This is a genomic window from Flavobacterium sp. T50_26, assembly GCF_057652995.1.
Genome location: NZ_JBYFCC010000004.1, coordinates 86,034 through 110,216 on the forward strand (window position 1 = coordinate 86,034; position 24,183 = coordinate 110,216).

The following is a 24,183-nucleotide window of genomic DNA, read 5'->3' on the forward strand; positions in this document are numbered from 1 at the left end:
AAATAATAATTTATAAAATCGTCTTCCGTTTCTTGGTCGGGGTCGAATTTCACGATGAATTGAAAGAGCATTATTACAGGCTTAGTTTTAATGAAGCACTTTAATAAATTCCCCAACAACCTTCATTTCTTTACCGTTTTCTTCATTAATTATGATATTTTTATATGAATTGTCAAATGAATTTGGTCTTAAAATAATTGAAGTATGACTCCAACCCTCATCAGTTACGACTTTTTCACTAGAATAAGTTTTAATTGTAAAGGCTGAATTGAAATCTTGATCCTGAATATCAATATTCTCTACCAAAACAATTTTCCCGTTTCTACTACCTCCTATATAAGTTTTAAATAAGCAAATTGAACCATTTGGAATAACCCTATTCATTGATTCGCCAATTATTTTACAAGCAAAATAATCTTCATTATACTTTATATTCTCGGGACATTCAATTAATGTAAATTCTTTTTCCGATTGCATCTTACTAAATGTGCCAGCCGCAGCATAGAAGTCGTATAACGGAATTAAATTTTTGGAAATATTGCTACTAATTGAAGCAACTTTATCTTCAATTATCGGAATATTTATATTTGTTTTTTTATCAGTTGTGATATATTTATAAATACTCTCTATTACTGGTTGTTCAAGATGAAACTTGAAATGCACAACAGGAAGTTTAGAATTGTTCATAAAATTTTGTTCAATCGAATTGGGTATTATAGAAACATCACCCATAAAATAAAAGTCTGTTCCTTCACCATCCTCCTTTTTTACGAATAACAAAATTCGAGTAGAATTAATTAATCCTTTTATTTCATTACTTTCAATTTTTCTATTTGATCTTGATTCCCATGCAAAAGTTGAAGGATCAATAAAATGGTCATTATAATTAATTGTGCTTTCAATTTCATCAGATTTATGATATGTTACAAAACAAGGCGTGACCCCACCATTTGTTCTATAACCATAGATAGTGCTACTTATATCCTTTTCCCAATTTAATAATCTACACACATCTTTTCGACTATATTTATTATATAGAATTAGTCCGTTTTTATAATTCTCTTTTTTATATAAATTATTATATGTTTTAATTGAATAGTTTATTTCATCCAAAAGGAATTCTTTAAATATTTGGTTTTTTAGATTTTCTATAAATTCTGAATGTAAATAAAAAGTGTTATTATTTATGAATATTATTTTCTCGTTTTTTCTAATAAACAAAAAATTGATATTTAATATGCAAGATTCAATTGTAGCGTTACTAGGAGTAAAACTATAAATATTTTGAATAGATTCTTTAAATTTTGAAATGCTTAATTCTCCGTTTAGTATTAGTTGTTTTAAAATATAACTTTCTTCTATTCTTTTGGAGTTATTTATCTCTTTCGAAAACAACTCTAATAATAAAATCTGTTCTTTTGTGATATCATTATTGAATTCTTTTTCTACTTTAACAATGAAATTATAATATGATTTTGCATATTCAACATACAAAAAAGGGTCTCTTGAACCATGTTCTATAAAATCCATCATCATTGGAATTCTACCTAATTTGAACTTCAATAAATTATAATCTTTTTTCAAATCAGAGAGTAACTGCATGTTTGCAGAATCAATTGATTGAAATATTTTTTCTTTAGTAATTTCATCAAAATTAATGGTCGACGCTCCAGGAATCATTCTACTACCTTCGGTAATTAATTTTCGTAAAGTGTCTTTGTTATATGAAGTGTCACCGTATAATGCAATTGGGATTAAATAATTGTTTTCATAATTTCCAATGAAATCAATTACCGTTACATAGCTTTTCCCATCAACTTTTCTTAAGCCTCTACCTAATTGCTGAATAAAAACAATCGCAGATTCTGTAGGGCGAAGCATAATAATCTGATTAATTTTTGGAATATCAATCCCTTCATTGAAAATATCAACTGTAAGAATGTAATCGAGCTTTTCATTCAGATTATCAGATTCTAATTTTTCAATTGATAAGGCTCTTTCTTCTTCAGAGCTGTCCCCTGTCAAGGCAACAGTTCTAAAACCTTTCCCGTTTAATAAAGCAGATAGTTCAATTGCTTCATCCTTTCTTGAACAAAATATCAAACCTCTAGTTATGCCGTTATCGCTACCATAAAAACGTGCTTGTTCAATTATCCTATTAACTCTTTCGCTTGAAACAAGTAAATTAAAATTTGATTTATTATCAATTTCATTGTTGTCTATTAATAAATCTGTTACGCCATAATAATGAAAAGAACAAAGCATATCTTCCTCCATTGCTCTATTTAATCTAATTTCGTAAGCAATATTATGGTCAAATAATTGAAAGATATCATCTCCGTCTGTCCTTTCAGGTGTAGCGGTCATTCCTAATAGGAATTTAGGCTGAAAATAATCTATTAATCTTAAATAAGAATCCGCCCCCGATCGATGAGTTTCATCAATTATTATGTAATCAAAATGATTTTTCGAGAAGTTTTCAAGATGTGAGAATTTTGAAATAGTTTGAATTGTTGAGAATATGAAATCACAATCTAACTCTCTTTTGTCGCCCGAATACAAGCCCATCGTTTTACTCTTTCCAAAAACTTTCTTAAATGTTTTTAATGAATCTTTTGCAATGGTTAATCTATGAACAACAAATAATAATTTTCTTGGTTTAAATTCCTTAGCATCAAAAGCCGACAAGTATGTTTTTCCCGTACCAGTAGCAGAAATAATTAAAGCTTTATTTTTTTTGTCTTCTCGTAATTTTTTTAAATTTCTAAGAGCTTCTATTTGCATTGTATTTGGGGTTATAATAGTTTGTGTTTCTATTATAGCCTCAAAGTTGTTAATTTGATTAAGAAGGGATTGCTTTTGATATATTTCTTGGTAAGATAAAATAAAATTTGATGTTACGATTGTCGCTTTTTCAAAATCAGATTTGAATTCATTTAGCACTTTTTCAACTATTCCACTTTCATCTAATGCGGATACTTTAATATTCCATTCTTTATTAATTGACAAAGCTTGTGCAGTTAAATTACTGCTTCCAACAATTAGGTTATAATGATCTTTGCTTTTAAAGATATATCCTTTTGCATGAGCGTTTCCGGTTGTAGCGATTCTAAGGTCAATATTTTTAAATTGAGATAATCTTTTTAATGCCTCAGGTTGTGTAAAGTTTAAATATTGAGAAACTAAAATTTGACCTTTTATTTTACGCCTTTCTAATTCTTTTAGCTTATTAATAATAGTAGCAACTCCGCTAGTAGTTACAAATGCCACTGATATATAAAACTGACTGCAATTTTCAAGTTCGTGAAGTATTGATGAAAGAACTTTTTTTGGTGGGTTTTTTTGATTGACAAGTAATTCTGGTTGGTACGCTATGTTTGATAAAATATTTTTATCTACATAACCTGTTTGTAAACTTGAGTTAAAAATTTCAGTTAACTTATTCATTCACCATTAATTTATTTACGATTGGAATATCTGCTGCTGCCCAATCTAATTTTTTCAATTCATTTATTGATAACCATACCATGTTAATATGTTCGGTTAATTTAAGTTCTTGACTTTCACATTTACATTTAAAACTATGCATAATTATTCTAAAGTCCGGGTATTCGTGTGTAACCGTTAAGAATTCTTCTTGAATATTTATATTCATATTCAATTCTTCAAGAATTTCTCTTTTTATTGCTTCAGTTTTTGTTTCGCCTATCTCCATTTTTCCTCCAGGAAATTCAAATTTATTCGAAATATATGGATATTTATTTTCACCACGTTGTACACATAGAATTCTATCTTTATAATAAATTATTGCTGCTACAACTTCAATGCTTTTCATTTAAATTCTTAATTTAGGTTTGATTTAAAAAGGATATCTAAATATTTATAATTCCTTCATCTTAGATTCTACAAATCTTTACAATAGTATAATTTTTGTTAAGTAGAAATCTGTTCTTCTACTCAGAAATTTAAAATTCTATTTCATGCAAATTAAGTAATAAATGTTATCTTTTTATTGTCTTCCTTATAAAAATTAATCAATAAACATTTTTAATATTTTACATGATTCAATCCATAACGCAATCTATTTCAAAATACCCATTTTCAAATTCTTCAATCAATTCCTCCAATGTGTACTTATGATTATCATCAAAAATAAAATCTTCATTGATATCAAAAAAGTAAAAGTGATTTTCTCTTTTATGAATGCACCATGAGCTTGTTAGAATTCCTTTTCTTTTAGTTATTTCTAATCCTTGGTTTGGTGATTTTTCTAATTCACTTATTATTTCTTTAATTGTCATGTTTTTAACTTTTAAAATTAATCTAATAAACCAACTCAAAATAATTTTCCAACGCGATTTGAAACAACTCGGTTTCAATTTTAATTAGCTCTTCTTTGTAATTCCAGCCATCAATATAGGCTTCATCTTCTGGTGAAATTGTGTATCCATGAAGTTTTCGACTTAGGATATCGCACATTAAAACATCATCGCAACAGTAATAAAGCGGGTAATATTTCTCGATAAAATCCCAGTATTCAGTTGGAGAATATTTTAGTTTTGAAGTCATATAAATTATGTTTTTTCAAAATTAGACATTCAAAATTTCATTAGCCGCCTACAATTGTAGATTTCTGTTTTAAAATATTCCGAATTAGAATTTGCTTTTCCATTTTGCAGTACTTTACTATGATTTAAGTTTTTTTTCTTAGCGTCATGTGATTTCTCCTATCGTCGAAATGACACAGTGTACGTAACAAATAATCTTTAATAATAGAGCATTTAGCATTAAAGAACCGAATTGATATCGACACAATGATTGACTTATTCCTAGTAGTTATTATCCTTTATATTACATCGCTAGCTGTGTCATTTCGACGATAGGAGAAATCACATAAAGTAGGCACGTGCAGTTGATTCGTATGTGTGTGGTTAGTTTCTACAGTTCGCTCTAGTCTTTGAAATGAAAGCATTGCGAATAATTTTAACTCTTTCGTAGGAGATTGCTTCGCCAGTTCGCTATCGCTCGTGTCCTCTTTCGTCTTCGACATCTTTCGGAATGACAAACCGCTAAGGCCCAAAACAAAAAACCCTCCAGAACAGAGGGTTTTTGCATTCAGAAAGATGAAAAAAGGCGGGTTTATTATTTTACGAGTAGCTTGGTTACGATGCCTTCGGCGGTTTTTACAAAATATAAACCACTGCTTAGGGAGGAAGTATCCAAAGTTTGTGCGTTTTGTGCTTGGTAAATTAATTTTCCGGTGTTGTCGAACAATTGGATGTCGGCCACACGGTTAAAATACACCATTCCGGTAGCGGAAGGATTTGGGAAAACCACAAACGTTTTTGGGTTGTTGTTCACATAATCCGGTGTAGAAAGCGTAGAAGCATCTACTTCAAAAATAGTAAGTGTTCCACTAATTTCATTCGATACTAAAATATATCCGGTATCCGTTGGGCTATCCGCTGGGTCTATGTAAATGATTCCTTCGGCACCGTGGTCACCGGCATATGCTGATGTACTTCTTGTGTTTTTGTAATCCACAAAGGTTGCGTTAGTTGGGTCAGTAACGTTATAAACCATAACACCTCCAACACGTTCTAAACTGATAAAGGCAAAAGTTTGATCAGCAATGGTAGCAACCGTTACACCTTCCGGCTCAGGTCCTTTGGCACGACTTCTTACTTTTGGTGTGTTGCTTTCGTGGTCGGCATTAAAAATGGTTGGAAAATTGGCTGCAGTGTAACGTTCAAAATCATCACCACTGTCAAACACTATTTCTTGCGTAGTGGTGTTAAAAATAGAGAACGAACGGGTTCCTACCGCATTGATTTCTTCAAATTGTGGATCAGCATCCAAGTTTCCGTTTAAGTTAGATACTCTAAAACGACCTAAGTTATACGATTGTTTCAATACCGCTGCATTTGGGAAATTGGTTGCATCCAATTCATACGAAGCGGCACCAACCGTTGTTCTTTCTTCAAAACCACTGTATTCTTTTTCGTCACCTTCATTGGCAGTTACGATATAGGTTGTTCCATTTACCGTGAAATTTGCCATTGCATCCGGAATGAAAAAGGCTTGTACAGGCCAGTTGGCAATCAATACTTCGTTGTTGTTATCCGAAGCATCAAAACCATTACCCGGTAAACTCATATCTTTTGTTCCTAATGCCCAAACAGACGAAATCGTGTTGTTGGTTAAATTGATTTCGGCAATCGCATTGTTTTCTTGTAAGGTTACCCAAGCTTTTTGACTGTCGCTACTGATGGTGATGAATTCCGGTTCAAAATCTTGCGATAACGTACTGGTTAGTTTTAATTTACGAACTCCTGAAGCGATTAAAGCGGCTTCTTGAGCATTGAATTCGGTGAACAATAAAGTAGTGGCATTGGCTTGCGTTAACCCTGCAATGCCACCTGAAATATCGATAACACTCACTGAACCTTCCGGGTCAATCGAATAATCGGGGTTGGGTTGACCCTCATTAGCAGTCATTACTTTTGTTCCATCCGGTGAAAACACAACCATATCAGGCAATGCTCCAACCGTTACTTGATTTAAGAATGTTCCGTTCGTATCAAAAAACACAACCGTTCCGTTTAGAGTTTCGTCTGCATTTGGTGAAGCTACAGCTACGATTCCGTTTTTCACAGCTACACTGGTTACACCTCCATACGGATTCATATCCACAGAAGAAATGGTTGATAAATTCGTTGGATCACTAAAATCCACAATATCTAAAAATCCTGCAATTGCACTTGTAGTGAATAAACGTTGCGTTGCAGGATCGTGAGCTACGATTTCGCACGTACTTGTATTATCTCCGGAAGGGTCGAAACTGCCAATGTAATTTAATTCAATTTGTTGAGAAGGTATAGGAGCTTCCAAATCATTATCAATAATATAAATGGTAGCTAATGTATTTCCTGTAATGGTTAATCCAACCGGATTTTCTAAACTCAATACAAAGTATTCAGCTTGTTGTTCTTCTGTAGAATCATCGATAATCGGAATAACAATCGTTTGGGTTAATGAACTACTTCCGGTGAAGTTTAAGGTTTGAGTGGACAATGTAAAATCATTCGCATCAGCGGTACTAAATGGAGCTGTTTTCACTACTAAATCTACCGAAGAAACCGCAGGGCTATCTAAGTTGATTACGAAATTTAACGTTCCGTCTCCTTCATTTACTTTGATGAAAGTAGAAGCAAAAGCTACACTTGTATTGAAACTAAAGTTGAATGTAAACGGACAAACCATCGGAGCATTGTTTACATTTTGAACGTTGTCAATTACTAAACTGTAATTTGTCGCTGCAGCGAATGGTGTACTGAACGTTAACGTCACCACATTGTTTACAGCTACTGCCGAAGATAAATTGGCAACACCTGTATAATTCGCCAAAGTTTCTGCTGAAGCTACATTAACAGCTTGGTTGAACGTAATTTCGATCGTTGTATTGGTTAACACAACCGCATTCGTTACTTGAAGTGAACTTGGGAAATTAAAAGTCGGCCACGTTTGAGGAGCTGTTCCACCATCGATTGCTAACCAATTGCTTGGATTTAAAATCGCTGTTTTTAATTCAGCCGGTGTTCCTGATTGTGTTCCGTTGTAATACGCATTCACCGCATTTCCGGAAACATTGCCCGGTGCAGTACTTGTATTTAAGGCAGAAACACCATCTACTAATCCGGCTGGAATCATCGAAAGACTTCCACTACACGTTGAATTTGATTCTACCCATCCGTTTGAACTTAACGCAGTGATGTAGTTTGGTGCAGCGGCAGTTCCTGTGTAAACAATTACTTGATCACCACTTGAACTTAATCCGAAACCGGAACCGGTTACTGTTCCAACATTGGCAAGTAATGCTGATGTTTTAATGCTAATGATTGATCCGGCAGGCACACATTCATTCGCACCTAATGTCCAAACAATTCCGTTGGCACATTGTGGTTGAGCATTGTTGGTATATTTTGCATCGGTTAAATTGATGAACGTTCCCGGCTCGATATCAACTAAACTTAATAAAGCTACTTCGTCTTCAGTAGCGGTTGCGTTCATACGATAAGCCACGAAAACTAAATCTCCGGCTTGAAATTGTGTTTGTACTGCAATAGTATTGAAAACGCTGCTTGGGGCTACCGACACAGCGTTATCACTAAAATCTTCTACCGTATTAGGTAAAAGAGCCACATAATAGGTTTGATTATTCGCTAAATCGGATGATGGAATAATGGTGATGGTATTGTTTTCAAACGTAGTTGTAAAAGGGACAAGCGTTCCTGCATCATTGTTCAAACGCAATTCCACTAAAGAAGCTGCATTTTCATTCGTAATCGGATCGTTATTGACTAAACGAACATTTTCATTAAAAGAAACAATAGGATTTACAGTAATTGCTACGTTGGTTGTATTATTCATTGGAGAAAATGTCACTACTGGAGCAATGGCATCGCCACCGCCAATGGCATTTCCATCCACTGTAAAATTATCAAAACGGTTGTTTCCAACCGCTCCACCGTGAGCTTGTTCAAAAGCAACTCTTAATTTAAAGTTTGCATTGTTATTTACGGCAGCAATTGCAGTAAAATCTAACGCTTCTAAAACCGGATTACCATCATTTGGTAAAATGTTTGTGAAAGGAATATAAGTAGTTCCATCAATGGAATAACTCCACAATTGCGTACCTGCTCCTGAACCGGAACGACGAGTCGCAAATTGAATGATGATATTTTCGTATCCTGTAGTTGGTAAATCAAATTGCAATTGACCACCGATTGGATCATTAAAACGTAAGTGCGTTCCGGCTACATCACCATTTCTGGCGTTTAAGTTTTCCACATCAAAATTCTGACCAGTTCCGCCTAAATTGATTTGACTAATTCCACCGGCAATAGCCGTAATAGCTGCTCCTGTTACAAACGTTTGTGACGGAGTGGTCAAAGCAGCTACCGATGAATTATCATTAAAATTCCAATAATGAATTAAAACCGGAACGGGAATTACATCTCCTTCAAGGGTAAAATTATCAAAACGGTTGTTTCCAACTGTTCCGCCTGTTCCTTGTTCGAAAGCAACTCTCAATTTAAAGTTAGCATTGTTATTTGCACCTGCAATCGCTGAAAAATCTAACGTTTCTAAAACAGGATTTCCACTGATGGGGAAGATAGCAGTAAAAGGAAGGTAAGTTGTCCCATCTAAGGTATACGACCAAAGTTGCGAACCAGCACCCGAACCCGAACGTCTTGTTGCAAATTGGATGATAACATTTTCGAAACCTGTAGTTGGTAAATCAAATTGTAACTGACCACCAATTGGGTCGTTAAAACGCAAATGCGTTCCGGCAGGATCTCCGTTTCTGGTATTCAGGTTTTCCACGTCAAAGTTTTGACCGGTTCCACCCGCTGCATCAATCGTGCTGATACCTCCTGCAATAGCAGTGATGGCAGCTCCTGTCACAAATGTTTGCGTGGGAGTAGTAAGCGTTGCCACAGAGGCATTGTCGTTAAAGTTCCAGTAATGCACTAGTGTTTGTCCCTGTACAAAGGAGCAAAACAATAGCATAAAAAGGGACAAAAAACGGTTGGTTGAGTAGTTTTTGAACATTGTTTTTAGTTTAGATTAATGCTCACAAAATTCAAACTAAGTTGTTATTTCAATTTTAAGGCAAGAATAAGGAATGTTTAAATGGTTTTGGTGGTTTGTTTCGGGAAGGTTATGGGGTAATGTTTTGGTGATGTTTTGGTGGTTTTTTGGTAATGGAAGGGTTGGTTTTTTAACCGCAAAGAACACGAAGGAATTCGCAAAGGCCACAAAGACACTTCGCTTTTAATGGCACACGGATGACGCGGATGTAACGGATTTTCACAGATTGATAGCTACGCTATATTTAGATTTTCACAGATTTTATGACAGCAAATTTAGCAGTCATTTCAACGTCTCGTCTCCCCCTCCTTTGGAGGGGGTCGGGGGGAGGAAACCATTTTAGGATTAAGAATTATATTGTATCACTATAATAGGATTTATTTAGTAATCTGTATACTTATTTTAGGACAATTCATATAATAACAAGACCAGAACAGGTTTGGGTAAGTGATATTACTTATATCCGATTAACCAATCAATGGGGCTATCTAAGTTTAATTACTGATGCTTATTCCAGAAAAATAATGGGATATAGTTTTCGTCAGGACTTAGCAGCAGAAGGATGTATTAATGCTTTAAAGATGGCTCTCAATAATAGATTGTATAATGAATCAATCATCCATCATTCTGATAGAGGTTCACAGTATTGTTCTCATAACTATGTTGATTTATTACTAAAAAACAACATCGGTATTAGTATGACCGAAAATGGAGATCCATATGAAAATGCATTAGCAGAAAGAGTAAATGGTATTATTAAAACAGAATTTAATCTTTACTCTAGTTCCTTGGGTTTTGACCAAACAGGATATCAAGTAAGTAAAAGTATTAAGTCTTATAATGAATTAAGACCTCATGCAAGTTGTGATTATTTAACCCCTAACCAAGCTCATTTGAAATCAGAGAAATTAAACAAACGATGGAAGAATTATAATAGAAGTTTTAATTATGAAAAAACAGTTGTATAGTAGTTGCAGGATTAAGAATTATATTTGTATAACTATAATAGGATTTATTTATTAATTTGTATAGTTATTTTAGGACGGGTCAAGACAACCGACAACTGTATAGATAAAGCATAGATAGTGTATGGATAGTGTATAGATAAAGCATCAATGGTGACAGAATCTAATACATCAAAATCACCGCAACTACTACAACAAAAGCACACAAACTAGTGAACTATTGGATTACCGCACCAGAAAGATTACTTTTACATCATGCAGATAAAAACCAAAGCCATAGTCATCTCATCCCTAAAGTACCAGGAAAAATCCCTGATAGTAAAGTGTTTTACGCTGTCTGATGGTTTAAAAAGTTATTTTGTTCCCAATGCTTTTTCGGCCCGAAAGAGTCAACAGAAGATAGGGTATTTCCAACCACTTACCTTGTTGGAAATAGAGGCTATACACAAAAACCAAGGCAAATTGGAGTATTTTAAGGAAATCCGCATCAGTCAGCCTTTCGTGAGTTTGCATAATGATATTGTCAAAAGTTCGATGGCTCTTTTTCTGTCGGAAGTTTTGCATCATTGCATCAAAGAAGAAGAAAAAAATGAAGCCTTTTTTGATTATCTAGAAACGGCTTTGCTTTGGTTGGATGGCCACGACGAAGTGGTGAATTTTCATTTAATTTTATTGTTGGGAATGACTCGCTTTTTAGGTTTTTATCCGGATGTGTCGCAAACAGACGCTACTTTTTTTGAACTAACAGAAGGTGTTTTTACAAACTACCACGGCATCAGTTGCCTTTCGGAACACGAAACGATTTTATTTAAAAAATTGATTGAATTAAAGTTTAACAGCGAAGCCAAGTGTTTTGTGGCTGCTGAACGACAAGTTTTGCTGAAAATTTTGTTGGACTACTATGCGTTTCATTTGGATGGGTTTAAAAGGCCGAAGTCGTTGGAGGTGTTGGGGGAGGTGTTTTCTTGAGGTGCTAAGGTTCTAAGTTACTGAGTTGCTGAGGTTTTTTAACCGCAAAGAGCACAAAGGAGTTCGCAAAGGGCACAAAGACGCTTCGCTTTTTTAATGGAACACGGATTGAAGGGATTAAATTGATTTCCACAGATTTGATAGCTTCGCTATAATAGATTTCCACGGATTTATAACTGCTAAATTAGCGTAATTTTTCAACGTCTCGCTCCCCCTCTCCTTTGGAGAGGGGTTGGGGGTGAGGATAACATCAATATTATTTTCTCAAAGAAACACAGAATTTTCGTTTTTTCTTATTGATACATTCCCAAATTGACACATCGCCACATTATCTCATTGACAAATTGCCACATTTCCCCATTGACACATTAATTCCTACCATATTATCCCAAAAATCATTACTTTCGCAAATTGATTTTTTAGAACGAGAAAACATGAGTACGAAATTCGCTGAATACAAAGGACTTGACTTGCCAACAGTGGCATCGGAAGTACTGAAGTATTGGAAAGAAAACCACATTTTTGAACAGAGCATCACCACCCGTGAAGGGCAACAACCATATGTGTTTTTTGAAGGACCTCCTTCGGCCAACGGTTTACCTGGAATTCACCACGTGATGGCTCGTGCGATTAAAGATATTTTTTGCCGTTATAAAACCCAAAAAGGATTTCAAGTAAAACGAAAAGCAGGTTGGGACACGCACGGTTTGCCTGTAGAATTAGGTACTGAGAAAGAATTAGGCATTACCAAAGAAGACATCGGAAAAACCATTTCGATAGAAGAATACAACGAAGCGTGTAAAAAAACCGTGATGCGTTACACCGACGTGTGGAACGACTTAACCGAAAAAATGGGTTATTGGGTAGATATGGAAGATCCGTATGTGACCTATAAATCCAAATATATGGAGTCGGTTTGGTGGTTGTTGAAACAGATTTATGATAAAGATTTGTTGTACAAAGGTTACACCATTCAACCGTATTCGCCAAAAGCGGGAACAGGTTTATCTTCACACGAAGTGAATCAACCCGGAAGTTACAGAGATGTGACCGATACAACCGTTGTCGCTCAATTCAAAACAAAACCGGAAACGTTACCGAACTTTTTACAAGGGTTTGGTGCTATTCATATTTTAGCTTGGACGACCACTCCTTGGACATTGCCGAGTAATACGGCGTTGACGGTTGGACCAAAAATTGACTATGTTTTAGTAAAGACTTTTAATCAATATACCTATCAACCAATAAACGTTATTTTAGCTAAGAATTTAGTTGGAAAACAATTCGGAAAAGGATTTTTTGTTTCAACAGAAACTTCTGATTTTGAAAATTTCAAAGAAGGTGATAAAACCATTCCTTACCAAATTTTAACCGAATGCAAAGGTTCAGATTTAGTCGGAATTCGCTACGAGCAATTAATGCCATTGGTTTTACCTTATCAAAACCCGGAAAATGCTTTCCGAGTGATTTCAGGTGATTTCGTTACAACCGAAGATGGAACAGGAATCGTACACACCGCTCCGACTTTTGGTGCCGATGATGCGAAAGTAGCCAAAGAAGCTACACCGGAAGTTCCGCCAATGTTGGTTTTGGATGCAAACGGTAATCCAGTTCCTTTAGTTGATTTACAAGGAAAATTCATCCAAGGTTTAGGTCATTTATCCGGTAAATACGTTAAAAATGAATATTATGATGCCGGACAAGCACCGGAACGTTCTGCTGATGTGGAAATTGCTATCCAATTAAAAGAGGAAAATAAAGCATTTAAAGTTGAAAAATACGTTCACAGTTATCCGCACAGTTGGAGAACCGATGAACCATTACTATATTATCCGTTAGATTCTTGGTTCATCAAAGTAACCGAAATCAAAGACCGTATGTTCGATTTGAACGATACCATCAACTGGAAGCCAAAAGCAACCGGAGAAGGTCGTTTCGGGAACTGGTTGAAAAATGCCAACGACTGGAATTTATCCCGTTCAAGATACTGGGGAATTCCGTTACCAATTTGGCGAACAGAAGACAAAACGGAAGAAGTTTTAATTGGATCGGTGGAAGAATTGTATCACGCCATTGAAAAATCGGTTGAAGCTGGTTTTCAAAAAGAAAATCCGTTCAAAGGTTTTGAAATAGGCAATATGAGCGAAGAAAACTATGATTTAGTTGATTTGCATAAAAATGTAGTAGATGCCATCACATTAGTTTCCAAATCAGGAAAACCGATGAAACGGGAAGCCGATTTAATTGACGTTTGGTTTGATTCCGGTGCGATGCCTTATGCTCAATGGCATTACCCGTTTGAAAACAAAGAAAAAATTGATGAAGGAAAAGATTTTCCGGCTGATTTTATTGCCGAAGGAGTCGATCAAACCCGTGGATGGTTTTATACCTTACACGCCATCGGAACCTTAGTTTTTGATAAAGTTGCCTATAAAAATGTGGTTTCCAATGGATTAGTGTTAGACAAAAACGGACAAAAAATGTCCAAACGTCTCGGAAACGCCGTTGATCCGTTTACCACGTTAGCCGAATACGGTCCGGATGCCACACGTTGGTATATGATTGCCAATGCGAATCCTTGGGATAATTTAAAATTTGATATTGAAGGTGTTGCCGAAGTTAGACGAAAGTTTTTCGGCACCTTATATAATACCTATTCATTCTTTTCGTTGTATGCGAATATAGATGGATTCACGTATAAAGAAGAAGAAGTTCCGCTTACTGAAAGACCTGAAATTGACCGTTGGATTTTATCTGAATTGCAAACATTAGTTCAATTAGTGGATGAAAGTTATGCAGATTACGAACCTACGAGAGCTGCGAGAGCAATTTCCGACTTTGTTCAGGAGAATTTAAGTAACTGGTACGTTCGTTTATGCCGAAGAAGATTTTGGAAAGGCGAATACGGTACCGATAAAATTGCGGCGTATCAAACGTTATATACGTGTTTAATCACGGTTGCTAAATTATCAGCTCCAATTGCTCCTTTCTTTATGGATAGGCTTTACAGAGATTTAACACAGGCAACACATTCAGAAAATTTTGACAGCGTACATTTGGCCGATTTTCCGAATTATGTTGAAAAATATGTTGATAAATCGTTGGAGAGTAAAATGATGAAAGCACAAACGGTTTCGTCGCTGGTTTTATCGCTTCGCAAGAAGGAGATGATTAAGGTACGTCAACCGTTGCAAAAGGTAATGATTCCGATACTTGACAAAAATCAGCGTGCAGAAATTGAAGCAGTTTCTGACCTGATAAAAGCCGAAGTAAACGTGAAGGAAGTCGTGTTATTGGATGATGCTTCCGGTGTTTTAGTAAAGCAAATTAAGCCTAATTTTAAAGCTTTAGGCCCTCGTTTCGGAAAAGATATGGGATTGATTGCCAAAGAGATACAAGGATTTTCGCAGGAGCAAATTAATGAATTAGATCGAGAAGGTAGCTGTACGCTTGTTATTTCGGGAAATTCAATAACTTTAACACAAGATGATGTGGAGATTTCTTCACAAGACATCCCGGGATGGTTGGTTGCCAATGCAAACGGAATTACGGTTGCTTTAGACATCACCATAACGGATGAATTGCGAAAAGAAGGTATTGCCAGAGAATTAGTTAATCGCATTCAAAACCTTAGAAAGGACAGTGGTTTTGAAGTTACAGATAAAATAAAAGTTCAATTGATGAGAAATGGTGTTTTAGAGGAAGCCATAACCGCAAATGAAACGTATATAAAGTCCGAAACGTTAACCGAATTGCTCGTTTTTGAAGACCATCTCGAAAATGGTACGGAAATTGAGTTTGATGATATAAAAACACTAATAATAATTTCAAAATAGATTAATATGACAGATGAAGTAGTACGATTCTCAGAAGCCGATTTGGCTGAGTTCAAAGAAATTATCCTAAAAAAAATTGAGAAAGCTCAAAACGATTTGGAACTAATCAAAAGTGCCTATATGAATGATTTGAATAACGGAACCGATGATACATCGCCAACATTCAAAGCATTCGAAGAAGGTAGCGAAACAATGAGTAAAGAAGCCAACTCACAATTAGCTATTCGCCAAGAAAAGTTTATCCGCGATTTGAGAAACGCTCTTTTTAGAGTAGAAAACAAAACGTATGGAGTTTGCAAAGTAACGGGTAAATTAATTTCAAAAGAACGTTTGAAATTGGTTCCACACGCTACAATGAGTATTGAAGCAAAAAATATGCAGCGATAAGAGTTGCTGAGATTCTGAGTAGCCGAGATTTGAAGGTGAAAAGATTACATTAAAAAAGAGATAACTTTTTGGGTTATCTCTTTTTGTATAATAAAGTTAGAATTAAAAATTCACCACACTCATCACTTCCAACGTATGATTTTCTCCATAATTATATTGGATGATTTTATTGATTCCAACTGCAATTAAATGCGTATCTAAAGCAATTACATCTTTCACTTCGTCTTCGTAGGTGTTTTCTAAAGTTAATTCGGTTGAATTTGTAGCATCAAAAACATTCAAATTTCCATTGGCACACACATACAAAACATCATCTTTTATTCCCAATCCGTAAGGTTGATTCAATAAATAAGTTGAAATTAAGGTTGGATTTTGAATATTGGTAATATCAATTATGTTAACTTGGTCTTCAATTGAACCACAGTTTGAGCCACCGCGAACAGTAATATAAGCTGTATTGCCTTGAACCACAACCGGATCACACGCCGTTGCATGAGCAAAACCCGACACAAAATAAGGATTAAATTCGTCAAAAGCATTCACAATATACATTCCGTTTGTAGAGCCCACGAAAAGAAATTCTTTTTGTTTAAAAAGCGTTTCAAAAACACCGCCGCCCATCCATTCGGTCATATAAACCGTTTTGTCATAAAAAGTTTCAGTTGGATTGGTTATGTTAAATACTTTTAAATTATACGATTCAACCGTATACAAAGCATTGTTGTTAATCTGAAATTTAGCATACGAGCCACCGGTTCCAACATTTCCACCATTTGCACTTTCAAAGTTTGCCAACGCATCGAGAGACCAAATAGTATACTCCTCTGATGGTCTTTCTCGGTTTTCAATTCTAAATCCAACCATAATTTCACCTTCAGAAGGGTTAACATCGTACGCATAAAATTCTGCATCATCAGGATAGATAGGGTAGAAGGAAATTACATTTTCGGCCACTCTTACAACTTCAATATTACTTATGTCAGAAATATCAAAAACTACTAAATCTACAAAATTATCAGCATACAAATAGTTGCCTTTTACAGCAATATCATGCACACCTTCTAAATTAATAAAAGCTTTATTTTCGGGATTTGAAGGGTTAGAATTATCAAAAACGTGAATACCGGATTCTTGAGCTACATAAAAAAGCAGGTTTTCTGCAATGTAAATTTTTCCGTCCGCATTGGTTTGTTGAGCAGATGTTACCGAAATGTTACTGCGTAAAGCATTCAATGATTTTATTACCGGAACAGCAAATTTTGCCGTTTCTGTTGAACGGTCATCGTCTTGGTTACAACTCATAAAAAAGGTTATAAACAAGGGCAGACAAATTAATTTTAATGTTTTCATTATCAGTTAGGTTAGGTTGAACAAATGTAATAACAGTTGTGTATAATTGAGATGCAAAAACCAAAAAAGGTTGCGTGAAATGCTAAATATTGTTTAAAGTTTTAGCCGTTATCGGGATATTTCCTTTTTTGTTTGAGAATATTGCTATTTTTGCACCATAAAATCTTAAGAATGTCTTTAAAGAAAGCCTATTTGATCGTCATAATCATCTTATTAGTTGATCAGATATCTAAACTATACATCAAAACCAATTTTGTTTTAGGAGAAGAAATTAAAGTTTTCGATTGGTTCCGAATTCATTTTATCGAAAATGAAGGCATGGCTTGGGGAACCAAAATTCCGGGCGATCACGGAAAGTTATTCTTAACCTTATTCCGAATTGTAGCAGTTTTTGGTATTGGTTATTGGTTGTGGGATAGTGTAAAAAAACACAGTTCAAACTACTTAATTGTTGCCGTTGCATTAATTCTTGCCGGAGCTTTTGGAAATATCATCGACAGTGTTTTCTATGGCGTAATTTTTAATGACAGTCATTATGCAGCTTCAACTTTGTTTTCAGACAATCCGTATGGAACATGGTTTCACGGAAAAGTAGTTGACATGCTTTATTTCCCAATTTGGAAAGGAACGTTACCGGAATGGATTCCGTTTGTTGGCGGAAATTATTTCACTTTTTTCAATGCTATTTTTAACATTGCCGACATGGCGATTTCTACCGGAGTCGGAATTTTAATTGTTTTTAACAAAAGAGCTTTTGGCACAACGGAAAAAGAAGAAGTTGTTTCTAAAAATGAAATTTCAGCTTAATTAAATTGATAAATTTTGGATGGCGTAATGCAATAATTCAGCGGAATATCCGATTCAAAAACACCGTCAATTATATCTTCCGCTTCAAAAAAAGATAACCCAATTTTGATGGTTTCCGGATTGCATTCGGCTAAAAATTGATCATAAAATCCTTTTCCGTACCCAATTCGATGACCTTGTTGATCAAATGCTAATAAAGGCACAAAAACCACGTCAATCATTGAAACAGGAACTTCCAAACCGTTCACAGGTTCAGGAATATTGTATTCGTTTTTTTTAATTTTGGTATTATCAGTCAATAAAAAATGAGTCATTTTTCGGGTTTCAAAATCACTTTTTGCAATTACAATTTCTTTGTCTTTTCCGGCTAGAATTTGCAGAATAAATTCGGTTTCAATTTCTTTTAATTCTTCAATCGTTAAAAACAAATGATAATAGGTTTTATCCCAACAATTCAAACGAAGCAATTGGTTGGCAATAGCCATACTTTTTTCTTCAATTTCTTGTTGAGAAAGTGCAGCTCTTAGTGATTTGTAATAAGTCCGAAGTTCTTTTTTATGCATAAACCGAAGCTTTCAATTCGGCTATAAATGTAATTAAATGTTCGGGTTCCACATGATTCATCACCACAATTTTATACCATTTATTATCATTCAAATGCGATTGCGGCACGAGTTTAAAACGATTGGCAATTTCTTTAGAAATGTATTCGGCATGAATGGTAACAATATTCATAAACGTTTCTCTAAAATAGTTGACATCTATTTTATCTAATTCTCGGCATAAAAAATCGGTTCGTCCTTGCAAGGTACTTACTTTTTCAAACCAACCATGCGGACCATACGTAGAAAGAATCATCCACACAGCAATGGCATTGGCTCCCGAACGGCTTCCGCAAAGCGTTACATCCATTCCTTCCACATATTCGGCCTCACGAGTCAGTACATTTTCAATCAGACCTTTTCGGCAAATAAAAATTCCGGTTCCATACGGAGCTTGAAGCATCTTATGAGCATCAATTGTGATGGAACTAATATCCGGATTGTTAAAATTTATAATCGAATTCGGATTGCTAAACGGATAAACAAAACCGCCATACGCTCCGTCCACATGCAATTTGAACGATAATTTCAACTCGTTCAGAATTTCGATATAATCATTCGGATTATCAACAGAACCAAACATTGTTGTACCCATATTTGATACTACAATAAAGTGTTTTTTGCCATTTAAATGAGCTTTTTCTAGAATATTTTGCAAAGCCTTTTTGTCAATTTGGCGAGTATTAAAATCAACCGGAATTTTTAACCAATCCAATTGCAATAAATTGGCTCCTTTCGGGATAGAATAATGCGTGTCTTCTGAAGCTATGATGGCAATTTCGTTCAAATTTGCATTGAATTCCTGTTGAAAATAATTCCGATACATCCACAAAGCTTGAATATTTGCTTCGGTTCCACCGGGTGAAATATAGCCGTCAAACGCATTTGGTTTTGATTTAAAAACATCAATAGCCAGAGCTTCCAAAACTTCTCGTTCCAATTGTTGTGTGCCGCTGAAAACACTTTCAGAATCACCTAATGTGTGACAGCCAATGTGGTTTGGATTGGCTACAAACGTTTGCAAAGTTGGAGCTTCTTTTAGAAACGGAGCATCATCATAAAACACTTTTCCATCTAATTTTGAAGCCGGAAAGCCCAACGAAATATCTTTAGAAAAGTTCACATTTTCCTCCAATGCCAATTGAATTCGGTTCAACCGTTCCTGATGTGTATATTTTTTCCAATAATTCATAATTACTATTTCGGGCAAAACTAAGTGGTTTCGCAGAAAGGAAATATGATAAATGTTAGTTGGCGAACTATTGCACGCTCCTTTTTTTACTAATATATTTGTACAATGCAGATTAATTCTTTAGAACTCCAACTTCAAACCCTTCCCGATGGTCCTGGGGTTTATCAGTATTATGATAAAGACGGAAAAATTCTGTACGTAGGAAAAGCTAAAAACCTCAAAAAGCGGGTTTCTTCCTATTTTACAAAATCACACGACAATCACAAAACTGCTGTTTTAGTTAGAAAAATTGTCGAAATCAAGCACATTGTCGTTTTATCTGAGCAAGATGCACTTTTGTTGGAAAACAATTTGATTAAAAAATTACAACCACGATACAACATCAACCTCAAGGACGATAAAACCTATCCGTGGATTTGCATTAAAAAAGAACCTTTTTCACGCATTTTTCCCACCCGAAAAATGATTAAAGACGGTTCAGAATATTTTGGCCCTTATACTAATTTCAAAATTGTTAATACACTTCTGGATTTAATCAAAGAATTGTATCCGTTGCGAACGTGTAACTATGATTTAACTGAACAAAACATCCAAAATCACAAATACAAAGTCTGTTTAGAATACCATATCGGCAACTGCAAAGGACCGTGTGAAGGACTGGAAACATTGGAAAATTATCAAAAACACGTTGATGCCATCCGGGAAATTTTAAAAGGAAACTTCAAAGAAAGCCTCAAGGATTTCAAACAAAAAATGAACGCTTTTGCCGCCGACATGCAATTTGAAGAAGCCCAAAAAATCAAAGAAAAAATGGAAGTGCTTGAAAATTACCAAGCCAAATCCACTATTCTCAACCCAAAATTATCCAATATCGATGTGTTTTCAATCGTTTCCGACGAAACTATGGCGTATGTCAATTTCCTTCAAATTGCTCACGGAGCCATCATTCGTTCGCACACGCTTGAACTCAAAAAGAAACTTGATGAGTCTGATGAAGAACTTCTTGAACTCGCAGTTGTAGAACTTCGCGAACGTTTTCATCTCACATCTAAAGAAATAATTTTACCGTTTGAACTTGATTTTGGCGATAAAATTAAAATCACCGTTCCGCAATTGGGCGACAAAAAACAAATACTCGAACTCTCACAACGCAACGCCAAATACCATCGTTTGGAGCAGTTAAAACAAATTCAAATCGTAGATCCGGAACGGCATACCAACCGAATTATGGCTCAAATGCAAAAAGATTTACGTCTTTCGGTCGAACCGCGTCACATTGAATGTTTTGACAACTCCAACATTCAAGGAACCAATCCTGTGGCGGCCTGCGTGGTTTTTAAAGACGGAAAACCAAGCAAAAAAGACTACCGTCATTTTAACATCAAAACCGTCGAAGGTCCCGATGATTTTGCTTCCATGGAAGAAGTAGTTTACCGTCGCTACAAACGCCTGCTTGACGAACAACAACCGCTGCCGCAACTCATCATCATCGATGGTGGAAAAGGACAATTGTCATCGGCTCTCAAAAGTTTAGATGCGTTAAATTTACGCGGAAAAATCGCCATCATCGGCATCGCCAAACGGCTCGAAGAACTTTATTATCCGGGCGATTCCGTGCCATTGTACCTCGATAAAAAATCAGAAACACTTAAAATTATTCAGCAGTTGCGAAATGAAGCTCACCGATTTGGGATCACGCATCATCGCGATAAACGAAGCAAATCGGCTTTGCAAACCTCGCTCGAAACCATTCCCGGCATCGGCGAAAAAACAATGATCACGTTACTAAAACATTTCAAAAGTGTTAAAAGATTAGCATTAGCAACGGAAAATGAAATTTCTGACGTGGTTGGTACATCAAAAGCAAAAAAAATTCACGAATTTTACAAAAATAAAATCTAATTAAATACAATTTGAAGCTAATCGTTCCCGCCTTTTTGGTTTCCATTTTCCCGCTTTCGCCTATATCTCTTCACTTCGTTACGAGGATATCGGCTCTATCGGGGCTAGGAAGGATTTGTCTTTTGTATCTGTTACCCATAACCCTTTACCTTTCACCCATTACCTTTTTCGCACAAGATTCCATCCCAAAACAACCCAAAATCGGTTTGGTTTTAAGTGGCGGAGGAGCAAAAGGATTGGCTCATATTGGTGTTTTAAAAGTTATTGAAGAAGCCGGTGTAAAAATAGACTATATTGGCGGAACCAGTATGGGAGCCATCATCGGCGGATTGTATGCGTCCGGTTACACGGCAACACAGCTCGACAGTATTTTTAACAATACCGATTATGATGCGGTAATTCAGGATTTTATTCCACGATCATCTAAAAATTTCTATGAAAAAGCAAATGACGAACGGTATGCCTTTGCATTGCCGTTTAATAAGTTCAAAATAGGTATACCAACGGCTTTGTCAAAAGGATTGTATAATTATAACATGATTACCCGTTTAACCGCAACGGTGCGACACGAACGAGATTTCAAAAAACTACCTATACCTTTTTTGTGTATTGCCACCGATATTGAAACCGGACAAGAAGTTTTGTTAGATCAAGGTTTTTTAGCTCAATCCATTTTGGCAAGTGGAGCTTTTCCATCACTTTATTCTCCTTTGGTTATTGATGGAAAATACCTCATTGATGGCGGAGTGGTAAACAATTATCCTATTGAGGAAGTAAAAAAAATGGGAGCCGACATTATCATTGGTGTTGATGTTCAAGACGATTTAAAAGACCGCGAATCGCTCAAAGATGCCACGCGAATTTTAGTTCAGATTTCTAACTTGCAGATGATTCAAAAAATGCAAGAAAAAAAGAAACAAACCGATGTTTATATCAGACCAAATGTAGAAGAATACTCTGTGATTTCGTTTGACAAAGGAGCCAAAATTATTGAAAGTGGTGAAGCGGCAGCTATTTCTGTTATAGAACAACTCAACAAACTCAACACATCTTATCAAAAACCAAAAACGATTGTTCCATTAAGCGAAAACGATAGTTTATTTGTTTCTTCCATAACGCACACACAATTAGAAAATTATACTAGAGCTTATATTGTGGGTAAACTTCGGTTTAAAGCTGGCAGAAAAATAAGTTTTGCCGATTTAAAACAAGGTATTGAAAATCTTAATGCAACCCAAAATTTTGGATCAATCAATTATACTCTAGAAAAGGATAATGGCGGTGATCGTATCAATTTAAACTTAACTGAAAATCCATACAAGGCTTTTTTAAAACTGGGTTTGCATTATGACGGATTATTCAAAAGCGGCATTTTAATCAATTTTACACAAAAGAAAATGTTGTTTAAAAACGATATTCTTTCGGCTGATCTAATTTTGGGAGACAATTTCAGATATAATTTTGATTATTATATTGACAATGGATTCTATTGGAGTTTTGGAATCAAATCACGATTTACCGGCTTTAATAGAAATGTTACCACCGATTTTAGTCAAGGGGTTCTATTTACATCAGAAGACATAAACTCCATTAATGTTGATTTCTCAGATTTTACCAACCAAATATACATGCAAACCGTTTTTATTCAAAAGTTTTTGGTTGCCGGAGGTTTGGAGTATAAACACCTTAAATTAAAATCGGAAACGTTAAATACCGGAAGTCCTGTAATTGAAAATAGTGATTATGTTAGTGCTTTTGGATATTTAAAATATGATTCTTTTGACAACAAATATTTTCCAAAAAGTGGTTGGTATTTTAACGGAGATGTACAAGCATTTTTATTTTCATCCAACTACACAAACACCTTCAACAATTTTTCTATTCTTAAAGCCGATGCAGGTATTGCTCAAAAATTATTTAACCGAACAACTTTATTAATCCAAACCGATGGAGGTCTAACCATTGGCGAGCAAACCGTTCCGTTCTTTAATTTTGTATTTGGCGGTTATGGCTTTTATCCCATAAATAACTTTAAACCGTTTTATGGATATGATTTTTTAAGTTTTGCCGGAAACAGTTATGTAAAAGCACTCTTTCAATTGGATTATGAAATTTTCAGAAAAAACCACGTGAATTTCTCTGCCAACTTTGCGAATGCTGGCGATAAAATATTTGAGTCTGATGAATGGCTAACCAAGCCTTCCTACACAGGTTATGGATTTGGCTATGGCTTAGAAACCATTTTTGGCCCCGTAGAAATTAAACACAGTTGGTCGCCGGAAACAAAAGATCACCACACTTGGTTTAGTGTAGGTTTTTGGTTTTAATTGTGTTGTATTCAAATTTTTACGATATTTGTGTTGTATTTTATTAAAACCTTAAAAAATGTTTGTAATTCTTGGTTTTTTAGTAGCCTTTGGACTTGGTATCATCGTGGGCGTAAACATTAAAAAAAATCAAAACTAACCTCAAATAATTTTTAAAATGATTGCTTTTTGGCCAGGATTATTAGATTACCT

15 protein-coding genes are annotated in these 24,183 nt (G+C 35.2%); 7 read left to right on the forward strand and 8 right to left on the reverse strand.

The features are described from left to right. Positions 1–87: 87 nt before the first annotated feature. The 5 genes from AC23MC_RS03635 to AC23MC_RS03655 all read right to left on the reverse strand — a co-directional run bounded on the left by AC23MC_RS03635 (position 88) and on the right by AC23MC_RS03655 (position 9,615). A complete protein-coding gene (locus AC23MC_RS03635) occupies positions 88–3,447 on the reverse strand; it encodes a DUF3427 domain-containing protein (protein WP_487567053.1) in 3,360 nt (1,119 codons plus the stop codon). Continuing rightward, the gene (locus AC23MC_RS03640; protein WP_487567052.1) at positions 3,440–3,835 is read right to left on the reverse strand and encodes a (deoxy)nucleoside triphosphate pyrophosphohydrolase; all 396 of its coding nucleotides are present in this window, start codon (positions 3,833–3,835) and stop codon (positions 3,440–3,442) included. Before AC23MC_RS03640 ends, AC23MC_RS03635 begins: the two co-directional genes overlap by 8 nt. Positions 3,836–4,064: 229 nt before the next feature. After that, positions 4,065–4,301: a hypothetical protein gene (locus tag AC23MC_RS03645; RefSeq protein WP_487567051.1), complete on the reverse strand. Its 237-nt coding sequence runs from the start codon at positions 4,299–4,301 to the stop codon at positions 4,065–4,067. Positions 4,302–4,323: 22 nt separating this feature from the next. After that, positions 4,324–4,569, reverse strand: a complete 246-nt coding sequence (locus AC23MC_RS03650; RefSeq protein ID WP_487567050.1) for a hypothetical protein — start codon at positions 4,567–4,569, stop codon at positions 4,324–4,326. Positions 4,570–5,142: 573 nt separating this feature from the next. After that, positions 5,143–9,615 (reverse strand): choice-of-anchor I family protein, encoded by a 4,473-nt coding sequence (locus AC23MC_RS03655; RefSeq protein ID WP_487570624.1) that lies wholly within the window; start codon positions 9,613–9,615, stop codon positions 5,143–5,145. A 458-nt stretch (positions 9,616–10,073) separates the two neighbouring features. Here AC23MC_RS03655 and AC23MC_RS03660 point away from each other — a divergent pair, with 458 nt between their 5' ends. From AC23MC_RS03660 to AC23MC_RS03675, 4 genes are all read left to right on the forward strand, one after another. Then, the gene (locus AC23MC_RS03660; protein WP_487570627.1) at positions 10,074–10,622 is read left to right on the forward strand and encodes an IS3 family transposase; all 549 of its coding nucleotides are present in this window, start codon (positions 10,074–10,076) and stop codon (positions 10,620–10,622) included. Between the two features lie 252 nt (positions 10,623–10,874). Then, a complete protein-coding gene (gene recO / locus AC23MC_RS03665; RefSeq protein WP_487567048.1) occupies positions 10,875–11,588 on the forward strand; it encodes a DNA repair protein RecO in 714 nt (237 codons plus the stop codon). 434 nt (positions 11,589–12,022) lie between these two features. Beyond that, complete coding sequence (gene ileS, locus AC23MC_RS03670; protein ID WP_487567047.1) at positions 12,023–15,424, forward strand: isoleucine--tRNA ligase; 3,402 nt, start codon at positions 12,023–12,025, stop codon at positions 15,422–15,424. Between the two features lie 6 nt (positions 15,425–15,430). Further along, positions 15,431–15,811 (forward strand): TraR/DksA family transcriptional regulator, encoded by a 381-nt coding sequence (locus tag AC23MC_RS03675; RefSeq protein WP_396149545.1) that lies wholly within the window; start codon positions 15,431–15,433, stop codon positions 15,809–15,811. 102 nt (positions 15,812–15,913) lie between these two features. Here the strand turns inward: AC23MC_RS03675 and AC23MC_RS03680 are convergent, their stop codons facing one another. Beyond that, entirely contained in the window at positions 15,914–17,113 is a 1,200-nt protein-coding gene (locus AC23MC_RS03680; RefSeq protein WP_487570625.1) for an LVIVD repeat-containing protein, read from the reverse strand. A gap of 219 nt (positions 17,114–17,332) precedes the next feature. On the opposite strand from AC23MC_RS03680, the gene AC23MC_RS03685 reads away from it, so the two are divergent. Then, positions 17,333–17,968 (forward strand): lipoprotein signal peptidase, encoded by a 636-nt coding sequence (locus AC23MC_RS03685; protein WP_487567045.1) that lies wholly within the window; start codon positions 17,333–17,335, stop codon positions 17,966–17,968. On the opposite strand, the gene AC23MC_RS03690 is transcribed toward AC23MC_RS03685, so the two are convergent. Together AC23MC_RS03690 and AC23MC_RS03695 are read right to left on the reverse strand one after the other, a co-directional pair. After that, positions 17,965–18,531 (reverse strand): 5-formyltetrahydrofolate cyclo-ligase, encoded by a 567-nt coding sequence (locus tag AC23MC_RS03690; protein ID WP_487567044.1) that lies wholly within the window; start codon positions 18,529–18,531, stop codon positions 17,965–17,967. The two genes, AC23MC_RS03685 and AC23MC_RS03690, sit on opposite strands and share 4 nt — an antisense overlap. Continuing rightward, complete coding sequence (locus AC23MC_RS03695; RefSeq protein WP_487567043.1) at positions 18,524–19,762, reverse strand: pyridoxal phosphate-dependent decarboxylase family protein; 1,239 nt, start codon at positions 19,760–19,762, stop codon at positions 18,524–18,526. Before AC23MC_RS03695 ends, AC23MC_RS03690 begins: the two co-directional genes overlap by 8 nt. A gap of 105 nt (positions 19,763–19,867) precedes the next feature. On the opposite strand from AC23MC_RS03695, the gene uvrC reads away from it, so the two are divergent. Both uvrC and AC23MC_RS03705 read left to right on the forward strand, forming a co-directional pair. Continuing rightward, positions 19,868–21,664, forward strand: a complete 1,797-nt coding sequence (gene uvrC, locus AC23MC_RS03700; RefSeq protein ID WP_487567042.1) for an excinuclease ABC subunit UvrC — start codon at positions 19,868–19,870, stop codon at positions 21,662–21,664. A gap of 128 nt (positions 21,665–21,792) precedes the next feature. After that, positions 21,793–23,991, forward strand: coding sequence for a patatin-like phospholipase family protein (locus tag AC23MC_RS03705; protein WP_487570628.1), 2,199 nt, complete (start codon positions 21,793–21,795; stop codon positions 23,989–23,991). Positions 23,992–24,183 lie beyond the last annotated feature (192 nt).